At 60.4% G+C, this 23,347-nt stretch carries 18 protein-coding genes and 1 pseudogene; 12 read left to right on the forward strand and 7 right to left on the reverse strand.

Annotation, left to right across the window (positions count from 1 at the left end):
- Positions 1-298: 298 nt before the first annotated feature.
- Positions 299-1,699 (reverse strand): sulfatase, encoded by a 1,401-nt coding sequence (locus tag IEY38_RS13405; protein ID WP_188978551.1) that lies wholly within the window; start codon positions 1,697-1,699, stop codon positions 299-301.
- Positions 1,700-2,085: 386 nt separating this feature from the next.
- Here IEY38_RS13405 and IEY38_RS13410 point away from each other — a divergent pair, with 386 nt between their 5' ends.
- The 4 genes from IEY38_RS13410 (at position 2,086) to IEY38_RS13425 (ending at position 6,231) form a co-directional block, all read left to right on the forward strand.
- On the forward strand, positions 2,086-2,304 hold the full coding sequence (locus tag IEY38_RS13410) for a hypothetical protein (protein ID WP_188978554.1): 219 nt from the start codon (positions 2,086-2,088) through the stop codon (positions 2,302-2,304).
- Complete coding sequence (locus tag IEY38_RS13415) at positions 2,301-5,312, forward strand: Ig-like domain-containing protein (protein WP_188978556.1); 3,012 nt, start codon at positions 2,301-2,303, stop codon at positions 5,310-5,312. The genes IEY38_RS13410 and IEY38_RS13415 overlap by 4 nt, the downstream gene beginning before the upstream one ends.
- Positions 5,313-5,517: 205 nt before the next feature.
- Positions 5,518-5,739 (forward strand): hypothetical protein, encoded by a 222-nt coding sequence (locus tag IEY38_RS13420; RefSeq protein WP_188978558.1) that lies wholly within the window; start codon positions 5,518-5,520, stop codon positions 5,737-5,739.
- A gap of 75 nt (positions 5,740-5,814) precedes the next feature.
- Entirely contained in the window at positions 5,815-6,231 is a 417-nt protein-coding gene (locus IEY38_RS13425; protein ID WP_188978560.1) for a hypothetical protein, read from the forward strand.
- Here the strand turns inward: IEY38_RS13425 and IEY38_RS13430 are convergent.
- Entirely contained in the window at positions 6,218-8,035 is a 1,818-nt protein-coding gene (locus IEY38_RS13430) for a hypothetical protein (protein WP_188978562.1), read from the reverse strand. The two genes, IEY38_RS13425 and IEY38_RS13430, sit on opposite strands and share 14 nt — an antisense overlap.
- Positions 8,036-8,474: 439 nt before the next feature.
- Between IEY38_RS13430 and IEY38_RS13435 the strand changes: the two genes are divergently transcribed.
- Positions 8,475-8,777, forward strand: coding sequence for a hypothetical protein (locus IEY38_RS13435; RefSeq protein ID WP_188978564.1), 303 nt, complete (start codon positions 8,475-8,477; stop codon positions 8,775-8,777).
- 188 nt (positions 8,778-8,965) lie between these two features.
- Here the strand turns inward: IEY38_RS13435 and IEY38_RS13440 are convergent, their stop codons facing one another.
- The gene (locus IEY38_RS13440) at positions 8,966-9,928 is read right to left on the reverse strand and encodes a DUF1616 domain-containing protein (protein ID WP_188978566.1); all 963 of its coding nucleotides are present in this window, start codon (positions 9,926-9,928) and stop codon (positions 8,966-8,968) included.
- Between the two features lie 431 nt (positions 9,929-10,359).
- Complete coding sequence (locus IEY38_RS13445) at positions 10,360-10,581, reverse strand: hypothetical protein (protein ID WP_229775304.1); 222 nt, start codon at positions 10,579-10,581, stop codon at positions 10,360-10,362.
- Positions 10,582-11,049: 468 nt separating this feature from the next.
- Here IEY38_RS13445 and IEY38_RS13450 point away from each other — a divergent pair, with 468 nt between their 5' ends.
- On the forward strand, positions 11,050-12,300 hold the full coding sequence (locus IEY38_RS13450; RefSeq protein WP_188978570.1) for a glycosyltransferase family 4 protein: 1,251 nt from the start codon (positions 11,050-11,052) through the stop codon (positions 12,298-12,300).
- Positions 12,290-14,164, forward strand: coding sequence for a heparinase II/III family protein (locus IEY38_RS13455; RefSeq protein ID WP_229775305.1), 1,875 nt, complete (start codon positions 12,290-12,292; stop codon positions 14,162-14,164). Before IEY38_RS13450 ends, IEY38_RS13455 begins: the two co-directional genes overlap by 11 nt.
- A 16-nt stretch (positions 14,165-14,180) precedes the next feature.
- Here the strand turns inward: IEY38_RS13455 and IEY38_RS13460 are convergent.
- A pseudogene (locus IEY38_RS13460) lies at positions 14,181-14,285 on the reverse strand (putative PEP-binding protein); the annotation flags it as partial.
- A gap of 535 nt (positions 14,286-14,820) precedes the next feature.
- Between IEY38_RS13460 and IEY38_RS13465 the strand changes: the two are divergent.
- The 3 genes from IEY38_RS13465 (at position 14,821) to folE (ending at position 17,406) form a co-directional block, all read left to right on the forward strand.
- Positions 14,821-15,264, forward strand: coding sequence for a hypothetical protein (locus IEY38_RS13465; RefSeq protein ID WP_229775306.1), 444 nt, complete (start codon positions 14,821-14,823; stop codon positions 15,262-15,264).
- Entirely contained in the window at positions 15,261-16,571 is a 1,311-nt protein-coding gene (locus tag IEY38_RS13470; RefSeq protein WP_188978574.1) for a hypothetical protein, read from the forward strand. The genes IEY38_RS13465 and IEY38_RS13470 overlap by 4 nt, the downstream gene beginning before the upstream one ends.
- Before the next feature lie 217 nt (positions 16,572-16,788).
- Complete coding sequence (gene folE, locus IEY38_RS13475; protein WP_188978576.1) at positions 16,789-17,406, forward strand: GTP cyclohydrolase I; 618 nt, start codon at positions 16,789-16,791, stop codon at positions 17,404-17,406.
- A gap of 262 nt (positions 17,407-17,668) precedes the next feature.
- On the opposite strand, the gene IEY38_RS21270 is transcribed toward folE, so the two are convergent.
- Positions 17,669-17,869 carry a cupin domain-containing protein gene (locus IEY38_RS21270; RefSeq protein ID WP_229775307.1) on the reverse strand — a complete coding sequence of 67 codons (201 nt, stop codon included), beginning with the start codon at positions 17,867-17,869 and terminating at the stop codon, positions 17,669-17,671.
- A gap of 330 nt (positions 17,870-18,199) precedes the next feature.
- Here IEY38_RS21270 and IEY38_RS13485 point away from each other — a divergent pair, with 330 nt between their 5' ends.
- Positions 18,200-18,793: a cyclodeaminase/cyclohydrolase family protein gene (locus IEY38_RS13485; RefSeq protein ID WP_188978578.1), complete on the forward strand. Its 594-nt coding sequence runs from the start codon at positions 18,200-18,202 to the stop codon at positions 18,791-18,793.
- Positions 18,794-18,878: 85 nt separating this feature from the next.
- On the opposite strand, the gene IEY38_RS13490 is transcribed toward IEY38_RS13485, so the two are convergent.
- Positions 18,879-20,624 carry a formate--tetrahydrofolate ligase gene (locus tag IEY38_RS13490; RefSeq protein ID WP_188978579.1) on the reverse strand — a complete coding sequence of 582 codons (1,746 nt, stop codon included), beginning with the start codon at positions 20,622-20,624 and terminating at the stop codon, positions 18,879-18,881.
- Between the two features lie 315 nt (positions 20,625-20,939).
- On the opposite strand from IEY38_RS13490, the gene folP reads away from it, so the two are divergent.
- Positions 20,940-23,339, forward strand: a complete 2,400-nt coding sequence (gene folP / locus IEY38_RS13495) for a dihydropteroate synthase (RefSeq protein ID WP_188978581.1) — start codon at positions 20,940-20,942, stop codon at positions 23,337-23,339.
- Positions 23,340-23,347: the final 8 nt, after the last annotated feature.

The raw sequence follows: 23,347 nt of genomic DNA on the forward strand, positions 1-23,347 counted from the left end.
AACCGGCCTGATTTGTCTCATGTTCGCTCGTGTAACGCACTGCGTCAGTGCATATTTCGCAACTTCAGGGGAGAAATGGGTAGGAGTAGTCTGTTGATGGAACTCGTCGTGAGCGGCGGCATCCTCGTGAAGCCCCTCACCCCGGTCCCTCGCTTCATACGTAGTATTCTGATGCTTCATCGGTCGTCAGTGGACGACGAAATTGTGTTAGTATTTAGGTATTCCCAGTAAGTAGATGCTATCGACAAGGAGTCGCTGCAGGTCGAGCGGCGAACGTCGGCTGCGTATCTAGACGGCACTACCGATATCCGAGCGCTTTGAGGTTCTCGACTATCTTCGGGTCTTCCGGGTCCACCGTCTCTACACCCAGGTCGTCACCGAGTCGTTCTGATACCAGTTGGGCGAGTCTCTCGCGTCGACCGGTATGTTTGAGCGTGTCCTTTGGGTAGCCGGACCCGACGTCGTACACTTTGTCCTCGCCGCCGTGGACGCGGAGGTATTTTTCGTCAGTGGTCCGGGCACACTGGAGCGCGTGGTCCAGTTCTGCGAGTAGTTCCTCGTCGGGGTCTGCGGTATGGTTCTTAAGCGTTGAGATTCCAGTCACCGGATCGCCGAACTCGGCAAACACAGCCTCACGGCCCCGGTCATCGAACAGGTTCTGTCCCTCGATGGTCTTCGGGACGTCTAACTCTAGCTCCGAGAGAACGGTGGGATAGATATCGACGAGTGAAACCATGTCCTCGACGCGATGACCCGTACTCGTCCCCGGCGGCTTTACCACTAACGGGACGTGAAGCAACTCGTCGAAGAGGCTGAACTGATGGTACGCCAGTTCGTGCTCGCCGAAGTGTTCGCCATGGTCGCCTGTGACAATCACGAGCGTCTCGTCGTACACACCGGCCTTCTTCAGTGTGTCCAGTAGTTTCCCGAGTATCGCGTCGGCGAACGCGATCTCCCCGTCATACAGGTCCGTGAGGGCCGCCCAGTCGGCTTCGCTGGGCTCTACCTCACCCGCCATGTACCGGTAGCCACCGTTGTGGGACATCTCGGTCACGAGTTCGTCGTCAGTGTCGGGATGGGGTCCACGGTTGAACTCTCTCCGATAGGACTTCGGGGGAGCATACTTCGTGTGTGGTGCGAGTAGGTTGATGAACCCAAAAAACGATTGTGTACCGGCGGAACGTCGAATCCGGGTCTTTATATACTCGCTCGTGAGATACTCCCCGGGTTTCCGGTCACCGACGCGCATCTCCCACGCCATGCGGACGTACCCGGGAACGAGGTCGAGGTAGTACGAGCGAAGTTCCTCGAACGTCTCTGGGACGAACGGCAGTCGATAGAGATCACAGTAGTCCTCGAAACCTCTTGTCAGTTCGGTCTCACTGGTGATGTTAGAGTTCTGGACTGCGCCGAAGGTGTAGTACCCCTCTTCTTGGAGGCGTTCGGCGAGCGGCGGGTGAGGTGGTCGGTACGGCATCCCGATGTCGAGAAAGCCGTGAGTCGTTGGATGGACACCGCCGAATATCGAACCGTGCGAGGGTGGGGTCCATGGAGCAGCCGAAAAGGCGTTGTCGAACTGATAACCGTCTGCCGCTAGTTCCACGAGGTTCGGTGTTGTGTCTCTTTCATACCCGTGGACGGACGTGTGGTCGGCTCGGGTCGCGTCCATCACCACGAGGAGAACGTTTGGATTCACCATATCGAAATCTTGCTTTAGCGACACTTCAGTAGTCTCTTACTATAGATATGCAGATCGACGTACCCACAGCGACGCGCCCGATAAGCAGGTAGTGACGTACATTTTCCGGTCGTTCCGGGCCAACCGATAGTCATCTCGCGACAGGAACTCTGCCTGCTCCAGACGCTCAGATGCCGGTAAGGCCATATTAACAGATGCACGATTCGGTGCGTCGTAATCGTAATGTCCAATATAACATACGCCTGAGCTGGGTTTTTCCATCACAAAATTAAGGCAACTCAAACTGACTGTACCGCACTCTCTGATTTCCATGTGATAAAGCCATCAAGTTGTGAATATATTGTGGTAACAATACTTAAAATGAGTAGGAAGAGACTACGGATCGCATGACACGCAATTTGGCACACAACGAGCAGTCGTCCGCGGACATTCCAGCTATCGAGGACACGACAGACCGAGAGAAAGAACTACTTAACCGACGAAGTAACCTCCAGCTCGGCGCAGCCGCAATCGCCACGGCGCTCAGTACCGGCGGACCGGGCGCCACGGCCAGCAGTAGCACCGAGCAGACGCACGCGACGAACTCCAGCGTATACAGCCAATGAGCGTCGAAAACATCGAAGACCACGGTGCCGTACCGAATCCCGACGACCCGAGTCTCTCGGCTGCCCGGAAGAACCTGCACGCGATAATAAACGCTGCCGACGCGGCTGGGGCCGGCGGGACTGTTTACATCCCCGCCAACATCTACTACATCGGTGACGACATTGGACGGTTCACCGCTTTTGGAGGCCGCGAGCCGAGCGGTATCTCGATTACCGGTGACGGACCCGAGCAATCGGTAATCGGCGTGTCAGAGCACGTCTCGGACAGTCAGAACTGCACTATTTTCGAGTGGTCTGAAGGCGTAAATCACGGCACCGTCTCGGTCGATAACGTGAAACTCGACGGGAACTACGAAAATCTCGGTAACCTCGTATCTAACGGGAACGGTGGTATCGGAGCGAAGTGTGAGGGAGCGGGCACGTTCAACTTCTCGAATGTCTGGGTCCGTGGACAGTACACCATGGGCATCCGGATCGAAAACGGCGACGGCCGTCTCGAGCGCTGCACTATCGAAGAAACTGCTATCGCCCTGGAGAACGACTCTGGCGGCGACCGGGTAAGTCACCACCTCGCGCTCCAACCGCCGTCGGGAGACACCATCACCATCGACAGCTGTCTGTTCCGCCGTGGGTCCGGCGAAGTCGTCGACATCCACGCGGGCGCTGGGAACGTAGTTCTTAAGAACTGCTGGGGGCGCTCGCTCGGGACGGGTGTGTTCAAGATTTCTGCCGGCAACAGGATAGAACTGCGAAACTCCTACATGGAGTCGTACTCGCAGTGGCTGGAAGACAACCTCACCGCTTCGGGTGACTTCCACGGCCGCGCGATGGCCCGTCGCATCTCCAATAACCAGTCGGAGACACCGACGCTCGTTCTCGACAACGTTGAGTTCCACAACTGCAACCGACACGCAGTAGAGGCCCGGAACTATCCGCTGCAACTGCAAGGCGACATGGTGGCCATCCACAACGCAGCCCGGGATCCGGGCCGTGACTCGGTCCTGCGCGACGACGCCGACGGTGCATTGGCCCACGTCTCCATCGACCGCCTGTCGGTCCACGATTCGGACGCGGCGGTATTCAGTGCGCCGAACGCCGATGGTTCTATCGGGACCGTCCGACGGGCGAACAACGCCGGACTCGGTGACACCGGCGGCCTCAGCATCGGGACGGACGAGCCGGGCAAAGAACCGTTCGCGCCGTCTGTCCCGACGAAAGACGACGTCGGCATCAACACGGCGAGTGCCGGCTCTAGCGGCCCCAGCGTCGCGTGGCAGTCTCCGAGCGACGGCACAGTTCTAGGCGGGAGCGTGACCCTCCAAATAGCCGCCAGCAATCATGAAGACAGCCCCGACGCCGTGACCGTGGAGTACAACGTCGACGGCAACAGCTGGGTGAGCACCGACTACAACAGCGACACCACCTACTTTGAGGCCAGTCTAGACGCATCGACACTGTCGAACGGCAGTCACACGCTGACAGCACGGGCAACAGACAGCGACGGGGACAAGTCCACAGCCACGGTTGATGTCGTTGCCGGCGCGCTCTTTGCCGACTGGACGCCCCAGTGGATCAGTACGACCGACGACTGGACCGTCTCCTCCGGCGACAGCTTCGTCGGCGGGCACGCCCTCGCGTTCGAGAATACTGCTGGGACCCGGGACCGCTTCGCCATCTCCTGTGACGCGGCGGGAACGCACGCCGATGTCGAAGTCGTTGACCGCTTCCGGGTCCCGACAATCAATCCTGAGACGAATCGCGGCTTCCACGCACGCCTCTTCCTTCGTGGCTCCGGGTCCGAGGGGAACGAGAACGGCTACTGGATCGAGATAGAGGACCGTAACGACGCTTTCCGAGTGGGCAAGTACGTCAACGGTAATTCGACGACTCTCCAGCGGTTCGGTACACCTGCCGAGGATACCTTCTTCTACCGCCGGTTCCGCGCAACGGGCACGACTATACAGGCGAAGGTGTGGCCGGCCAGCGAGAGCGAGCCGTCTGGCTGGGATGTCGAACTCTCCGACTCGAGTCTCAAAAGCGGGTGGGTCGGACTCGGCTCGTTCGACCCCGGACTGGTCGAGACGGACACCATCAGCGTCGCCACCGGCGGGGCCACCGCCGAGATGGTGGAAACTGACGCCGCACCCACTATCTCATGGGCAACACCTTCCGACGGAGCGACGGTGACAGAGACGGTCGGCCTGCAGGTCGCTGCGGGCGATGAAGCGGACAGTACCGGATCGCTAGCGGTCGAGTACCGCGTGGACGGCGGTGACTGGACCGCCACGAGCTACAACGCAGACACCGGCTACTACGAGACCAGTCTCGACACGACAACGCTCGCCGACGGCAGTCACACGCTGACTGCGCGAGCGACGGACAGTGCGAGCAACGCGGCGACGGCGTCCGTCGGCGTCACCGTTGACAACCCGCTTGCCATCTCCACTGTCGATGCACGGAACGTGACGGAGTCGACTGCGACGCTCGTCGGCGACGTAACGAGTCTCAGCGGGGCTAGTGACGCCACGGTCGGATTCGAGTGGCGCCCGGTCGGGTCCAATACGTGGACCGCCGACGGGCGTCAGACCGTCTCGGCTACCGGTGAGTTCACGACGGACATCTCGGGTCTTGAGGCCGACACCGACCACGAGTTCAGAGCCGTCGCCACTGACCCCGACTCGGTCACTGGGAATCCGGTTGGCTTCCAGACTTCGACGACAAGTAACGAGGCACCGACCATCGAGCAGTTCGACGTGATCGACCAGAGTAGCACCGGTTGGCACCAGTATCAGATCGAGTGGGCTGTCGCCGACAGCGATGGGAACCTCGACAAGGTCATCTCTACGCTCCGACGGAATGGCTCCGTCGTCGCCACTGAGAGTACCGGCGTCAGTGGGAGCGACGCCAACTACACGCACGTGCTCCGCGTTCGCGGGAACGTTGACGAGATGACGCTGACGGTCAACGACACGCAGAATCTCGTCGGCCACGCGTCACAGCAACTGTAGGCGGCCCTCTGGAAGAACCCACGGAAACGGTCCCCGTTCTACCCGACGTCGTGCATTTTACTTCAGTCACTCCCCGATGCCGGTACAACCGGACCAGTATGAACTTCATAATTCCCTTGCGTCCTACTCCAGACCGAATGACCACCACGTACACGACTGTGGGTACTAGCGTACCAGCTATCTTCAGTTCGCATACACCGCCATGATGGCCAAGGGAAAGCGCGTCGTCTTCGTCACACAGCGGTATCCGCCTGACAAGGGAGGGAACGCCGCACGTATCGGTGACATGGCGTCGAACTTCGTCGACACCAAGTGGTTTGTGACGGTGCTGACCCTGCCGCCGACGTACCCGCCCTGGTCGTTCGACCGGTCCGTCGAGCAACGATCAACCGAATCCCGTGAGGAAGTAACCGTCCACTGTCTTTGAACGTGGCAACCGCAGGTCGCGAATCCCGGGACTGTCCGGCGACTGGCCTACTATTTCCTTTTCGAGGTCCACGCGATGCTGTGGCTACTGCTCAACGTCCGCCGGTACGATGCCGTGACGACGACGCCGATATCGACCAGTGCCCCCGGACTGCTTGCCAGTTTACTCGGGAAGCCGTGGCTGGTCGACGTCAGCGACCTCTGGATAGACACCTCCATCTCGCTCGGCTACATCGAGTTCAGGTCGACGATTCCAGCGCTCGCCCTCCAGATAGCCGATAGAATCGCCGTCATGACGGAGACGCTGGGTGACTCGCGTCGAGACCTACGGCGACTCGCTGGCGGAGAAGACGGAGATCGTTCCCAACGGCGTCGACACCGACCGATTCCGTCCGGGTCGGCCGCCGTTGAGACCGCCGGGGCGATGCCGAGCAGTGCGGCCGTCGACGAGACGGAAATTTCGCTTTCCGGACTGCGGTTCAGCCCGCAGTAACCGGGCCGGTCGCTTCTGTCGTCATGTTCCCGACACCATCCACATAGTACAGCTGCACGTCGCCGTTGTCGTAGGTTCGGTGGATCGTAGTGTCCCGTTCGATCTGCTCGAAATCCGCGGGATCGTATCGCCACAGACCGGAGTAATCGGGGAAGCCCTGTGGGTAGACGATGCGCCCTTTCCGAGTGATAAGCATGTACTGATCCGTCTCATAACTCTGCCCGAGCGTCCCGTACTCGGTGTAATTGAAGTGCGGAGGCGGTGCCATCGCGCTCGACCCGCCCTCGAAGGGGTGCGTGCCGATGCCATACTGAGCATGGTAGAAGCGGTAGTATCGCATGTCGAACTCAAGGAACCGGTTGGTCGCCGTCCCGTGTTCGGTCAGCCACTTCGTGCCTGACAGTTCCATCTCGGTGACCTGCTCGTTGCTCTCAGATTGGAGCGGTGCGGGGTAGAGAGTGAACACTGATAGCGAGATGACGAGGAGCAAAACGACGGCAGTCGTAGCCCGGAACCCAGTCTCGAACAGGGAGGTGTGACGCTGCCAGCCGACGACATCCCACGTCATCAAAAACAGCTGTCCACTGAGGATGACCGCAGTGATCTTCGCTATCTGGAACGGCCGTTCGTGCGGGACGATGAGGGGAAGGACGAGGAATGCGAGACCGCCCAGACTGAACAGGGCCATCGAGCCGGCGAGCATCGTGTCGTACGTCGTGATGGCGTAGTCACCCTGTCGGATAAGTAATAACAGGAGGCCGATGAAGGCGAACCCGAGCCCGAACAGCACGCCTTCGATACCGTACTTAAAGAAGGCAACGCGAACTAAGTCGATGAGCGCCGGGGATGCCTCCTGAGCCGTCTGTGTGTACCCGGATATCGGCGCACTCCCGCCGCTGGACCCAAACAGCGTCTCGTAGAGCCTGTTGAACCTGAGGATGATCCCTGCATAGTTCGTGTACCAGATAGCGAAGACGGCGACGGACAGCGAGACGAAGTTCGTCGGTGAAGCGAACTGCTCACGTACTCGCGGCGCGTACCGCCCACCCACGTAGAGGAAGAACAGAATGATCCCAAAGAGTGCAGTCAGTGGGTGATAGAAGACGAAACCAACGAGCGCGAAGACGAACACTGCTCGGACTGCGGTGGTTGGCGATCGCTGGCTCTTGACAAACAGGTACAAAACGAGCGGAACGAGCGCGAGACTCATGTCGAACGGTCGTAGCATGGTGTGCGCGGGGCCGAGTATCGGCAGTAACACGAACACGAGACCGTAGAGGACCTGTGTCCGGTCGCCAAACAGCGTCCGGAGGAGATAGAACATTCCGCCAAGGTACACCACCGAGAACACGAATGGGAGAAAGAGCGTCGTCACCGCGAGTTCGATTCCCGCCGCCTCCGAGATAGCCACCATGAGGAGGTGGATAGGTGGGTAGATGTTTGCCCCGATGTCGCCATCTGCCACGATGTCACGGGCGAAACCTATGTGGCTGAGCGTGTCACCGCGTCCCCAGAGCTTGTAGCCACGGAGGTACGGCAACAGGAGGAGGATGGTGTCCGCGAGAAGGACGAGTGCGAGTCCGAACAGCCACGACCGACCCTCGGATTGGCGTGCGTCAGCGAGGATGACCATCGTCCCCAGAAACATCGACCCAATGAGTAACGCCCAGAAGTACAGCGGGTAGGCGTCGTACAGCGAGAGTTCGTACTGGTTGGCCTCGGGCACGAGATAGACGACCACGACTGCACCGAGCAGACAGACCAGTCCGACCAGAGCCAGCCATCGCGGTGTCTTGTTGTTCATCTCCGTTCACCGCACCGTCGTCCGAAGGGTCTACTGCACTCCAGGCTGCGACCCACCCGCTTAACTACCCGATTCGCCGCCGACACTCGATGACCCGACCGCAGGGTGCCGATGTCGCTATCTGTACCACCGACCCGGTCGTCCGCGTCGTACACGCGCCCGCCGTCCATAGGAATAGAGTCCGCGCTGGGACCCATTGTTATAGCTCGCATTATCTGAACGTAGTGGCGCCGACGGTCACCGGGACACCGGCTCACACGCCGGGAACTCCGACGAGAGCAGTGGTGAGAATATTCTAACGCTGTTTCACATCATACGGTCGCTCGAAACCGTCTCGAGAGCCCCGGCGTCACGGATTCTCTCCGCTTTCCGCTCGACTCGGTGTGGTTCAGAACATAAGATGCGATTAACTATATTCTGATCGAAAAAAGCGGAAACAATGAGCTTCTTGCAAAACGGTCCGCAGGCAGTTGCAGCAGCGGAAAACGAACGGCGGTTTCGTCTGTTCGCCGTCAGCGTGCTCGGCTTCTTACTCGTTTCACCCTTCCTGCTCAGACAGTTCGACCTCTTTACGGTCCAGACCTACGTCCTCGCTGGTTTCGTCTGGCTCCACGTCGTCGGGGAGATATTTTCGCCGGGTGAGCGGGGTGTCACGTGGTGGCGGTGGGTCCGGTGGCTACAGCGACTCGGATGGCTCGTGGTCGGCTGGATTCTTTTCCAGCGCATTGTGGCAATCGTCTAGTGACCGCAAACTGATGCTGTCTTCCATCGCTCTGGTACGGGGACCGTTCGGTGCGTCTGTCCCCTAAACTGCTCTGCTAGGGATGTCGTTCTGTCGACTATCGTTTCGACTCTATTCTCAGCACCCACATCGCTGTCGGCGGCCGTGTGCTGAAGAGAAGTCTGCTCTCCACCGACGAGGTAAGCTTCTCAGGTACCCTCGCTGGGAACGTCCACCCAGATATGGACCGACCGGTACGCCGAGTCAGCGTTCAGTTCGGTGTCAGCCGACACCTCCCCTTTGTACAGGAGGTACGTCAATCGGAGGTCCTCGCCGACGCGGTCCGGGATGACCGTGTGGGCCCGCTGGACAGATCCACCGTCCACAATCGTGACGCTGTACCGGTCGAGTTCCGACGAACTCTGTCGCTCTTTGCCATCGAAGGACTCCAGCAGGACGACGACGGTGTAGGATGTCTGCTCGCCCTCGCGGTTGGTGATGCCGACTTGGAGTTGCGTGTCTTCTTCGAGGAGGATTTCGTCGGGGTAGTCACCGGCGACGCTGGTCGAGTCAGTGGGGTCAGCCGTCGTCACGGAGAAGGCCGTAAACTCCTCACCGGGGTCGGTGGTCGCGGCTGTCACCCCGATGCCAGCCATCGCTATGACCAGTCCCACGACGAGAAGAACGGTAACAACGGACCCGTCACGAACCCCTTTGAGTTGGGAAGACGTCCAGTGGAGTACGCGTGGGTCAAATCGCTCCGACGGCGGGATTGTCTGCCTACGGACGGCCGCGAGCGCGGTAAAGAGGAGCGTCACCGAACCGACGAGGGTGACGAAGAATGTCGGTTGCATCCCGAGCGGTGTGTAGCCCAGCCCTATCCCGAGAAGCGGCACGAGGAAGATGCTCACTCCGATTCCGAGAACCATCCGCTCGACGATGGTTATCTCTCCGTTCGCCCACGTCCTGCTTCCTGGAGACGCGCTCTTCGGGAACAGGAGCGCGATTATCGCGTAGCCCGGCGCGAAGAGTATCGCCGATACTCCGAGAAGCACGCTCGATACTGTCTCGATACCGAGGGCTCCCCGTACAGTAATCGACAACCCCAGTATCGCTATGAGGATGAGGTCACTGCCAAGAAACCCCGGTCTGTCTACCAGACGGTCGGCCATTACCGGTCAGACGGGGTCCCATCTCAAAAGTAAATGTCCGCTAACACCGATCGTTTGACGCGGGATTGTCAAATCCACTGTGCGATTTTCGGAGGCCATGCGAACAGGTACGCGACACGCAGTTGATGGCACACAAGTTGACACTATTGCGAACCAGTTCCTAGTTTGCTGTAGTCTGACAACTAGTCTGAAACCAGCGGAGAAATACGTATCAGCGAGAAAATTAACAAGCACGTTCTGTTAACGTTCGACGACCTCGAAGCTGTTGCGGGTCCAGCGGTCGGCGTTGATGAGGTTGACACTGTCGACCACGACCCGCTCTCGCATCGCGCGGCCGACTCTCCGGGATTGAGGCGATATCAGCGGTTCGGACCGAAACGGAGCCCCCAATTCGGGCCCTCTCGACAGACTCGGATGCTGGTCTGGACTCGCTACACGTACTCGCTGAAATCCGTCATGTGGGTGTTGGTCTCTTTACCGGAGATGCTTACACCTAAGCTGCCGACACCGACGGCTGCAGTTACCGCTGACAACCCGAACTGGAAGAAACTCCGCCTGTTAAGGTGTACTTTACCACGTCTATCTGCGTTTAGAGTGTCTGAAAGGCCCGATTCATCTCTATCGTCGTCAACCGCGTTGTGCTTATCGAACATACACATACGTTTGAAGTAGGTATATGCTAATTAGCCGTTCTTACACTGTGTCGACAAAGTAGGTAGCTTTTAGCTACTTATGTGGGTAAAGTAGTTACCACATAAGGCTTCATCCGTGCTGGTTTGCCATACGAGCGAATCAAATATGATAAAGTAATAATACAATACTGTGCGGAAAGGAGAGATTATACCAACCAGACGAGGTGGTGTCTGGTTAGATTCCGAAGTCAGTCTTGACACTAAAACGGGACGCACGTTCCGGGACACACGGTCGACGTGAAATGGTCTCGGGACAAGAGAACGCATAATTGGCCCGTCCCCGAACCGACAGTGGAGTATCAGACGCATACTAATATCCCTGTCAGGAATACGATGCAGTGATCCAATGAACAGCGACAGGGCAACCGACACGTCATCGTCGTGTGAGAATCGTCCAGGAGGGACAGTCGCGGCACGCACGTGGCTCCGATGACCACTGACTTCGTCATCGTCTCCCAGCGGTACCCGCCGGAAAAAGGGGGGAATGCGTCGAGAATCCGCGACACGGCCGTCAACCTCGACAACGAAATCGGAACGACAGTTCTGGCACCGCTCCCGTGTTATCCCCCGGGAAACTTCGATCGGACGTGGGAGCGCAAGCGGACCGAACACGACGACGGAGTGGTCGTCCACCGTCTGTGGACGTGGCAACCCCAGACGGAGAACCCCTCTCTGCTCCGTCGACTGCCGTACTATCTCGTCTTCGCGCTTCACGCGGCGCTCTGGCTGGTGGTCAATGTCCGGCAGTACGACGTCGTCATGACTTCAACACCGCCGATTACCACTGGGCTCCCCGGGATCGTGGCCGTCGCCATCGGGAAGCCGTGGATCGTCGATGTACGCGACCTGTGGATTGAGAACTCGATTGCTCTGGGATACATCACAGCGAACAGCCCGCTGGTGAAAGCCGGACGTGCGTTCCAGTCGGTCGCGTTACACACCGCCGACCGGATTACCGTGACGACAGAAACGCTCGGCGATGCCGTCACCGACGCGTACGGCGGCGAACTCCGGGACCGGGTTCGTGTCATTCCGAACGGCGTCGACACCGACCGGTTTACACCGGAGACTGGGGCTGGCGATGCAGAAGATAGAATCGTGTACACGGGGAACATCGGGAGCGCACAGGCACTCGAACCGTGTATTCGGGCGATGCAACACGTGTCGAACGACGACGCCGAACTCCTGCTGGTCGGCGATGGGGACGAGGTGTCCCGACTCGAATCGGTGACGGAGCACCTCGACCTCGAAGACAGCGTGGAATTCGGCGGACTAGTGGACCGTGAGCGGATCCCGGAGATTCTCAACGATGCGACCGTCGGCTTGGCGCCAATAAAGGACAGTCCGGAGCTTGATTACGCGATGCCCACGAAGCTTTACGAGTACCTGGCGTGCTCGTTGCCAGTCGTAGTCACCGGACGGGGAGAAATCGAACGGTTCGTCACGGAGACCGCGGCGGGCATACACACTGAGCCCGATCCGGAACGCATCGCGGCGGCAATCGACACCCTCCTCGAAAACCCTGAGCAGCGGACGTCGATGGGTCGGGACGGGTACCGGCTCGTAACCGAGGAATACGACCGCGAGGCCATCGCGGGCCGACTCAGCGAAGAACTCCGGGCGCTGACGGCTAGTGAACGACAGGCACCACGCGCGGCCCCGAGTCCCGATGATGACTAAGCCGATCCGCGTGCTTCCGTCGATGGCCAGACTGTACGGTCACACGCTCACGCGGATGGAGCCGGCTCAGATCTTCGGGATGGCCGAACGGACGGCCCGTAACACCGTGCTCGCCCGGCTCCCGGTCGATTTCGACGAGCACTACGACAACGCGGTTCCCGAGCGGCTATCTGTCGCGACAGCCCCACTTGAATCGGACCTCGACGTGCTCCGGGAGGCACTCTCCGACTCGACCGTCCGATCGTTCCAGCGGCGGAGCCGCCGGGCGGCCGACGGCGAGGTGGCGTTTCTCAACCGGACGGTCCAGTCCGATTCGCCGGCCCACCCCGACTGGTACGACCACGGGGCCGACAGTTATCCGTTGCTCTGGCCGCTGAAACTGTACGCGTTCGAACCGCTCCGGTGGGCAGTGCTGGGATTCGAGGACCCGCAGGCGGCTCCGGAGGAGGTCGTCGCGGTGTTCGACCAGTGGATCTGGGACTGGACCGACAGCATCGACATCGGCCGACCCGGCTACCTTCGCAGTGCGTGGACGCCATGGGCAGTCTCACTTCGGACACAGACGCTGGCTCGGTACCTAGCGTGGCGAACCGGCGGTTCTCAGGAAGGCGTTCCCGAGGGACTGAGCGAGGCACTTGTCGGGGAGATATACCGAAATTCGCTCTTCCTTGCCAACCACGTGGAAGGTGACGTCGGCGGCAACCACCTCGTTGAGAACGGGCTCGCACTGCTCATGGCTGGATTGTTGTTCCCTGACACCGACGAATCCTGGTTCTGTACGGGGCGCTCGATACTCGGCCGTACTGGAGCCAAACAGTTCCTCCCCGACGGCGGCCACTACGAGCGGTCGCCGATGTACCACGCGATTGTGACGACGCGGTACGTGACGGCCTGCTCGTTACTGGCGGCCAGCGAGCGAACGGTCCCGGCCTGGTTGACGGCGATGACGGAACAGGCTGTGGCATACCTGCGATACCTCTCACCACCGGACGGGCGGCTCCCGCTATACAACGATGCCGTCTTCGGACAATCGCTCCCGTTGATCGACTGCTTGGGATATGCCGAGAGCGTCGGGTTTACTGCCGATGACCGGGCCGTTCCGTCACAAAGTCCCATGGGCGCTGAGACGGGGTATTACTGGCTCGACACCGACTACGGGCGGTTACTGGTAGACGGTGGGCCTGTGGGGCCTTCCCATCTGCCCGGGCACTCCCACAACGACATGCTGAGCATCCTGCTCTGGATCGGCGGACAGCGCGTGCTCACAGATACTGGTGTGTACGACTACGCCGACAACGAGCGGCGGCAGTACGCTCGAAGTGTCGCCGGCCACAACACTGTTCAGGTCGGTGAGACGGAGCCTATCGAAATCGGTGGCAAGTACCTCATGGGCGCGCGGACGGAACCGACGGTCGACTACGGGGGGTCGGACCCGACCCTATTCAGAGGACACTACGAGACAGCCGCCACCGCACCAGCGTCGTACCGACACGACAGGACGATTCTCGCTAGCGACGACTGGTGGTTGGTCCGGGACGAACTCCGGGGGGCCGACACGGAGACCGAGCCGAGCGTCTCTCGGCTCCACTTCCATCCGGAGGTCGCAGTCACGGTCGGGGATTCGGGGACGGTGCGGGCGACTGGCGGTGACGACGACTCGACTCTGCTCAGCGTCCATCCGCTCGGCGTCAGTGACGCTCGGACGACGACGACCGAGTACTTCCCGGAGTTTGGCGTCGCAGAAGAGCGACAGACGCTAGAACTGGAGGCCAGGCAGGAGTCGGGAACGACTGCCTTGGGGTACCTCCTCGTCCCGTCGGCCGGTGGCCACAGAGCGCCCAACCGTTCGGATGGGAACAGGTAAGCCAGCCGGGACCGCTACCGAGGAACGGCTTCTCTTCTTCCGGCAGGTCGAGATAGGGAATCTTGTCGCCACCGATATCTAACGTCCGGACGACAACGCACTTATCCGGGAACGTGTCGACCCGGTTTAGACGTTTTGTTGCGATATCGGGAAGTCTGTTCACCGTTCCGTGCCGATGTCTATCTGTGGCAGTGCCTACCGCTCAGATGGGCGAACCCGGCACATATCTGCGATATATAGACTAATAGCGCCCGATATGGACATATACAAACGGTATTTACGTGTGTATCAGCATCCACTGGTATCGAAGTTCGTATGTGGACCGATCCCTGAGCGGTCTGCTGCGATCTGAGCAACCACGAGAATTTTATACCTGACATTACAAGCGGGAAATCAGACGATGGTCCCCTTTACTCGACGCACTCTCCTCCACAGCGTCTGCGGGCTGGCGACAGTGCTAGCTGGCTGTAGCGGGGTTTTCGAGGGTAGCGGCGAATCAACACACACTGCTTCCAGAAACGGACGGTTCGAGTGCCTCCAGCGCAGGATCGGTATCTGACCCGGATGCAGTCGTCACACGCGTTGATACCGATCGTCAGCCAGTCTGGCTCGATGATGAAGACGGTCGGCCGACCGAAAGCTCACATTCTCGTCCAATGGAATCCGAGATTATCGATACGGCGGCCAGGGCTGACCGGGTCAGCGTCGTCGAAGACGCGGACCGGTCGGAAATACGGTCCTTCCTCGATGGGACTGATTTCGATACAGAAACCGTCTATGTCCAGACTGTGACAATCGAGGAGTGTTTTCAACTAACGCTCTGTCAGATCCGGTGGGCGGCTGATAACATCACGACCGACTACGGTCGGGTGAGCCGACCCTACGACGAGCCCTGCACAGCGGGCAATAAAATATACGCGGTTTGGGTCATCCGGATTCCCGACACAGTCAACGCAGACGACATCTCCAGCTATTCCTCCTCAATTGGCGGCAACAGTTGCGAAAGACAGCGAGACGGTGCCGAAGGGGAAAGTGAGGGCGGGAGCGAGGCAGCACTGAGCAATGACCGACGCACCCAGTCCGATGGTGAGCAGGCATGACAGACGAGGTATCTGAGACAGACTGGAAATCCGCGCGGATGACGCGCCGTGGTGTGCTCGCCATAGTTGGAGCCACTGCCATTGCTGGCTGTAGCAGTATCGAGAGCATGAGTGGGGGAGACGAGGCAACTATCGATACCTATGACCTGCCCGACATCTCACGTGACGAGGAGCTAGAACCTCCTATTCCCCCTTCGGTCCCAGTCGACATCGCAGCGAGTCATTTCGATGTCGCGCGGGAGCGGGTTCGGTCACTTTTGGCGACGCTTCCGACCCCGCTCGGACCGGAAGAAATCCCGAACGGTCACATCCGCCAGCACCTGACTGATGCCGCCAGCGACGCTTTGGACGGCCTCGATGATGCACGGACGGCCCGAACTGGCTTGATGGCGCTCCGGTCGTTGCGGCGAGCACGCGAAAACGCCCGCTACGCCGCTGCGGGGTGGGGCGTCGCCGACCGTGGTCTTACTGCCGCTCCCCTCCGGAACGAATACGACAAGACCGTGTCTGCGGCCCGCGAAACCCTGCAGGAGCACGAATACGTCGGGGCTGACCCGGTGCGCGCGGCGCTGGTCCACGCCCGGATCGAAGCGAGACTGCAGCGGGCCACTGACACGGATATCAGGCCGAGGGAGGAATCGGAGCTGCTGTCTGTCGCCGAATGGGGTGAGGCGGCCGAGTCGGCCCAAGCGTATCTCAGTGACGCTCGTCACCTACGGGCACAGTTCACTGCTTCGCTTCCAGCCAATGTCGGCACGGTCAGACAAACACTGACCGCCGCAGCAAAAACACTGCTGGCGGACATCCGCGACAGGCGGTCGAACCTGGCACCGGAAACGAACGCTGACGACCGCACCCCGGGGAAGATAGTTTTCGATGAGCTCCGGTGGGAGGTAGAGAGCGGTATTAGCCGTCTTGGGGATGCCGTCGGCCTCGCGAGTGCCGTTGTCGATGCGAACAGTCAATTGGCCCGGCACCGAGCAATCGATCGCATTCAGAGTCGGCGGGAGGCGGGCGAACTCGTTCGGCCATCGGATGGGAAAACGGTTCGAGACATTAGGGAAACCGCGTACGAGGCGCTCACTACGGCCCTCAAATCGAGTTCACAACCGGAACTGGTCCGGACGGTTCTCGTCGATGCTGGCCACAAGGTCATGGCCGCTGACCGTGGGTTAACGCATCATCAGGGAGAGATCTCGGCTTCCACTCTCGATAGAAACGTTGCGGACTACTGGCACGCGACAGCACTCGCCCGTTCAGCATCGGCGGCGACCCAACAGACCGTCCAGACGCTGGAGTCTGGCTAAAACAGCCGTTACGAAAGCGACGTTGTGGCTGGTCCGCCGGTCAACAGAAACACGGTTCCCGCCACACAGGAGGACTCATTGGACGTTTTTTGTAACACACGATATTCACGTTCAGTTATACGTTGTGGTGCGAAATCACAATGTTACCACTGTTATTCGAGTAGTAAACTGATGGGGAACAGAGACTTTGTACGTCGAGTCCCCCTGTTTGCTTGTAATGGATTCTCGGGAACAGGAACCTGCACACCAGCACGATACTGCAACCCAACCGACAGATGGCTTTGACGAAGAGAAGGCGCGACGTGGTGCTCGCCTCCTGCTCGAAGCCGCTGGCCGTGACCCCGATTCGGCGGGGCTATCGGATACGTGGAGCCGGCGTGTCCCGGAAATGTTCGAGACCCTGACTGAAGGCTCTCAGTCCGAGTCCGGACCGGTAATGCGGACCTTCGATGCGGAGACCGACGGTCTCATCGTCAAAACCGGAATTCCGCTTCACAGCATGTGCGAACATCACCTGCTCCCCTTCCAGGGCGTTGCTCACGTGGCGTACAGACCCGGGGAGGAGATGGTGGGACTGTCAAAGCTCATCCGGTATGTCCGGTGGCAGTCACGCCAACTGACGACACAGGAGACACTCACGCGGGATATTGCGGTCGGTCTGGCGGATGAACTCGACGCGCACGGCGTCGTCGTCGAGGTGACCGCAACGCATATGTGCGAAGTCATGCGGGGAATCGAGACGGAGACTGAGACGACGACCAGAGAGCACGTCGGAACCATCAGCGAAGCCGACCGCACGCAGTTCAGGGAGTCGATTCGACGACACGACCAGTAGTCACTGATAGGTGACCCGCATCTCAGGAGAGTATTCATAAACAGGAATTCTACCTGCTACTGCGTCTGCGATCGCGTATGGTGCCTGTGTGACCAATGCGTGGCGCAAAACTCAACGTATTTGTAACCATACAGGATGAGTGCATGCGGTCTAGCCACAGACCCTGGCCTGTACTCGTCGATCGGTTTGAAAAGATGGCGATGGGCCACGTCCTCGGTGGTGGTGCATCCTCGAAGACGGGGAAGCGACTGGCCGACTCGCCTCACTCCTCGACAACGTAGTCCCCGAAGTTATCGACGGTTCCCACCGGTGGCGCACCGAGGGCAAGCCACACGTGCGTCTCAGCAGTATGGTTACACAGAGTTCGAACCGTGTCCGGATACACACGGACCACTCCGCGCTCGGGGACATCGTAAACGTCGCCTTCGATAGATATCTGGCCGCCGGTCGTCGCGACGAACACTTCTTCTTGGCCGTCGTGTATGCAGCGTCGTCACGGAATCCGGTTCGACGACGACCTGATTAACCCGCATCTCCTCACAGCCGAGTGGGTCCGTGAGCTTTCGGACCTCTGTATCGCAGGTGTTGAACTGCTCAGTCGGTACTGTCGCTGGCTGTACGATTTCGAACGAAGACCCCAGACAGTGTCTTGACAGAGTCCAGTCATAGCCTTTGTGACGGGATGGCCCACACGAAGGCCGAATATCTCCAGGGAAATCATTAGGCGAGTGGGCCGAGAATGGTGCACTATGGGCAGTCAATCACCAGAGACGAGCGGCGTTGTACCCGACAGATGACGTTCGCGGCCCAGCCGATCGGCGAGTTTCTCGACGACGTCGCGTCGGGCCAGGTGACCCCGAGCGGCGGTGCAGTCGCGGCCGTCGGCGGTGCGATGGGTGCGGCGCTCTGTGAGATGGTCTGTATCCACACTGTCGGCACAGACGGGTCCGATGTGGAGTCCGGTGAGCTATCGGCTCTAGCGGACGCTCTGGCCGATAACCGGGAGCGGCTGCTCGCCCTCGCTGACGAGGACGCGGCAGCGGTCGACGCGATCGGGGCCGCCTTTGAATCCGGGGATGACGCCCGGATTCAAGAGGTCTCGAAACGCTCGACTGAGGTGCCGCTGGAGACGGCCGAGGTTTGTCTCGACGTCGTCGAGCACGCCCGTACGGTGACTGTGAAGGGGACGCCGGTCGCAGTCCCGGACGCAACTGTCGGGGCGCTGCTCGCGGCAGCGGCGCTACAGGCGTCGGTCTCGACCGTTCGGGCCAATCTCGACATAATAGACGACGAATCATTCGTGGCAGCCTTGAAACAGCGGGCAGACGAGGCAGAAGCGGCCGGCGAAGCGGCGCTCGACGAAGCGGTCACAAACGCGAAGCGGTGAGCGTCGTCCCTTTGTCGAACGCTGGGCAGCGTCCACCGGAAGTCGAGGCGGCGAAACGCGAACGCTGGAACGCAGGACCAGTCCGTCAAAACAGGCCAGAGATGTTGCCGTCTTCGTCGATGTCCATGTCGGCCGCAGCTGGACGGGCCGGCAGGCCGGGCATCGTGAGCGCGTCGGCCGTAAGTGCGACGAGGAAGCCTGCGCCAGCGGACGGGTACACTTCACTGATTTCGAGTTCCCAGCCCTCCGGCGCACCTTTCTGGCTCGCGTCGTCGCTCAGCGAGTGGAAGGTCTTGGACATGACGACCGGGTAGTCGTCGAAGTCGAGTTCGTTCATCTGCTCGATATCGTCAAGTGCGCTACCGGTGTATTTCACGTCGTCAGCGCCGTAGATCTCGGTCGCGACAGTGTGAATCTTCTCTTTGATGCTGTCCTCGTCGTCGTACAGCATTCGGAAGTCATCCTCGACGCTCTCCTCGGTCGCCTCGATGACGTTCTCCGCGAGGTCGACGCCGCCCTCGCTGCCGTCGGAGAACACGTTCGACTCGGCCGCTCTGACGCTGAGTTCGTCGTGACAGTGGTCCAGCACGGCCTGGATCTCTTCGTCGGTGTCGTCCGGGAAGCGGTTGACGGAGACGACGACCGGGACGCCGAACTTCTGGAGGTTCCGCGCGTGTTTATCGAGGTTCGAGAAGCCGGCTTCGACCGCTTCGACGCCAGCCTCGTCAATCTCGTCGTAGTCGACGGGCCACTGGTCCAGTCCGTGGTATTTGAGTGCGCGGACCGACGCCACGAGCACCACAGCGTTCGGCGTCATATCGCCTTTGCGACAGACCACGTCCATGAACTTCTCGGCTCCCAAATCGGAGCCGAAGCCGGCCTCGGTAACGAGGTAGTCGCCCATACCGAAGGCGGTCTTGTCGGCGACCAGCGAGTTCGTTCCGTGGGCGATGTTCGCGAACGGGCCGCCGTGGACCAGCGCTGGCGTCCCTTCAATGGTCTGGACGACATTCGGCTTGATCGCATCCCGGAGAAGCATGGTTGCTGGGCCGGTTGCCTCGATATCATCGACGGTCACCGGGTCACCGTCCTCGTCGTAGGCGACGATGATGCGGCTGACGCGCTCTTTCAAATCCCCGATATCACTGGCCAGACAGAGGACCGCCATCAGCTCGGATGCCGCCGTCAGGATGAAGCTATCCTCCCGCGGCGTCCCACCGGTTTTTCCGCCGAGACCGACGACCGTCTCCCGGAGCGCGCGGTCGTTCATGTCGATCGCGCGCGGCCAAGAGACGTTGTTGATGTCGATGTCAAGGTCGTCGCCCTGCGAGATCTTCGCGTCGAGCATTGCAGCGATGAGGTTGTGCGCGGAGGTGAGTGCGTGGAGGTCGCCGGTGAAATGGAGGTTGATGTCCTCCATCGGAAGGACCTGCGACCGACCCCCACCTGCTGCGCCGCCTTTGACGCCGAACACTGGGCCAAGCGACGGTTCCCGGATGGCGATCATCGCTTCCTCGCCAACGTGGTTGAGCGTCTGCCCGAGGCCGACAGTCGTTACCGTCTTCCCCTCGCCTTTCGGCGTCGGCGTCATCCCGGTTACCAGAACGAGGTTCTGTTCCTTGTTCTTGGCCTGTTCGCGGAGGCGCTCGATGGCGTGTTGTTTGACTTTCGCGGTGTATTCGCCGAAGTACTGGAGGTCGTCGAGGCCGAGTCCCCACGGCTCGACCAGTTCCCAGATCGGCTCCATGTCGGTCGATTGGGCGATATCGTAGTCCGTAGGAATCGGCTCCTGCGTCTCTTCGGCCGCGGATTGCTCATCCTGTGAAGACATCTCGGCTAGCCCTTCCCTGCACCGTCGTAATAATGTTAGTGTACCTAACACTACCGGGATAGGATGTGTTCGAGATGTCGTTACATCCCCCGGAGGCCACATCATGTATCTCGGTTTACGAGATTGGTTCTCAGCCCCGAGTGCAGACAACACGGTAGCGGCCGCGAAGGCGGGTCGTAGGAGATGATTCGGTTACGGCCTAAGGTTCAGTATTAGGGGTTTTCACCTGAGCTGGTAGCATTACAGCGGAACGCGCGAGTAAGCCAGATTCGCCCTGGCGATACATTAATCAGGCCACCGGTGACCAATTATGGTATGCAGTACCACGAGTCGGCGGACTACCTGCAGTCGCTACAGCGTCGTCGGCCCAAGTTGGGAACCGATACGACGGCGCGGATGCTCTCACATCTCGGTGACCCGGACGACAGTTTCGACAGCGTGCAGATCGCCGGGTCGAACGGAAAGGGAAGCACCGCCCGGATGACCGAGAGTGTGCTCAGAGCCGCCGGGCTAGATGTCGGCCTGTTCACCTCGCCAGGATTGAACGGCTTCCGGGAGCAGATTACGGTCAACGGCGGTCGGGTACCGAAAGAGCGAGTGACAGAGTTCGTCGAACAGATAGCGCCCTGTATTGACCAGTTAGCTGCCGAGGACGACAAACCGACGCATTTCGAGGTACTCACCGCCCTGGCGCTCTATCACTTCGATGTCGAGGATGTCGATGTCGCGGTGCTGGAAGTGGGCATCGGCGGCCGCTACGACGCCACGAGTGCTGTCGACCCCGTCGCTAGCGCCGTCACCAGCATCAGTCTGGAACATACCGACCTGCTTGGCGACACGATCGTGGAGATCGCCCGTGACAAAGCACAGGTCGCGCCGCGGGACGCTCCGCTCGTGACGGGAACGACCGGGGCCGCTCTCGACGCGGTTCAGGAGACTACCGATACCATCACCGTGGGCGGCGACGACGCCGATGTCACCGCCATCGAGAACGGCATGCGCTCCGCCGTCGAGAACCGGATCGCACTCACTGGGCCGGACTGGGCCCTCGAATCGAACCTCAAGCTGCTTGGCCAGCATCAGGCGGAGAACGCCGGCGTTGCTGCGACGCTGGCCCGACAACTCATCGATGTGGACACGGAAACCGTATCCGAGGGACTGCGGGCCGCGACGCTGCCGGGCCGGTTCGAAATCCGGTCGATCGACCCGATGGTGGTCCTCGATGGCTCCCACAACCCCGGCGCGATGGAGACGCTGACAACACTCATCGAGCGATACGAGTACGATGATCTCCACGTGGTCTTTGCCGCGATGAAGGACAAGGAGTACGAACGGATGATTGCGACGCTTCCGGCCGCCGAGACCGCGTTTGCCACTCGGCCCAAGCTTGACCGGGCAGCAAGCACCGCGTCGCTCGCTGCGGCGTTCGAGGGGCAGGCGTCTCAGATACAGCAGGTCGAATCCGTTCCTGAGGCCACCGAACGGGCGATAGCTGCGGCCGGCATGGACGACTTCGTGCTCGTGGCCGGGTCGCTCTACGCAGTCGCCGAAGCTCGGGACCGATGGAGCCGGTTGGTCGTTCCCAAAGAGAACCTCACGCTGGCGTCGACAGGGGAAACTGCTGGAGACGAAAGTAATCCGGAAATCCGTCAGCAGGTGCTTTCGGTCACGTTGCGGCGCGACCAGGCAGGCGTCGTCAAACAGGAGTTCGAGGACTGCGGCGGCACCTGTACCTGTTCGACTATTGGCATGCCAGAGAAGCTCGTCGATACGACACTGTCGGGGACGCGGCGACAGTTCCGACAGCTCATCGACCAGCTGGCTTCGGCGGGGCTGGGGCTCGGTCGGCTTGCGACACAACTCAAAGCAAGGCTGTCTGAGCGGTCGTTCCCGCCGCCGTTAGACACTGAATCAGCGGCCGTGATGGGCATTCTCAACGTCACGCCGGACAGTTTCTACGACGGCGGCGAGTACAACCGCCGCGACCTCGCGGTCAATCACGCGAAACAGATGATCGAATCCGGGGCAGATATCGTCGACATCGGCGGTGAGAGCACGCGTCCCGGGGCTGACCCCGTGTCCGTCGAAACAGAGATCGACCGCGTGGTGCCCGTTATCGAGGCCGTGTCCTCGCTCGACACGACTGTCTCCGTAGATACCCGAAAGGCCGCCGTCGCTAACGCAGCGCTGGAGGCCGGTGCCGATATCGTCAACGACGTGTCGGGGCTGTCGGACCCCGAGATGCGGTTCGTGGTTGCCGACCACGACGCGTCCGTCATCCTGATGCATAGTCTGTCTGCGCCAGTGGACCCGGGTCGAACTGTGACCTACGACGATGTCGTCGATGACGTACTTCGAGACCTCACGGAACAGATACTGCTCGCCGAGCAAGCCGGTATCGACCGCGAGCAGATCATCGTCGACCCCGGCTGTGGGTTCGGGAAGAACGCCGGTGAATCGTTCGAACTCGTCGACCGCCTCCACGAGTTCCACGCGCTCGGCTGTCCGGTGCTGGTCGGGCACTCCCGGAAGTCGATGTTTGCCGACATGAGCGACGCCGGTGCGGACAGGCTGCCGCCGACGCTGGCCACGACAGCGCTGGCCGCTGAACGTGGGGCTGACGCCATCAGGGTCCACGACGTCTCCGAAAACAACGCCGTACTCAGGACGGTTTCAGCGACGGCAGCTCGGCCATCCAACCTTCGACAACAGTGATACCTGTG

It is taken from the genome of Haloarcula sebkhae (assembly GCF_014647415.1).
GTDB classification, from domain to species: domain Archaea; phylum Halobacteriota; class Halobacteria; order Halobacteriales; family Haloarculaceae; genus Haloarcula; species Haloarcula sebkhae.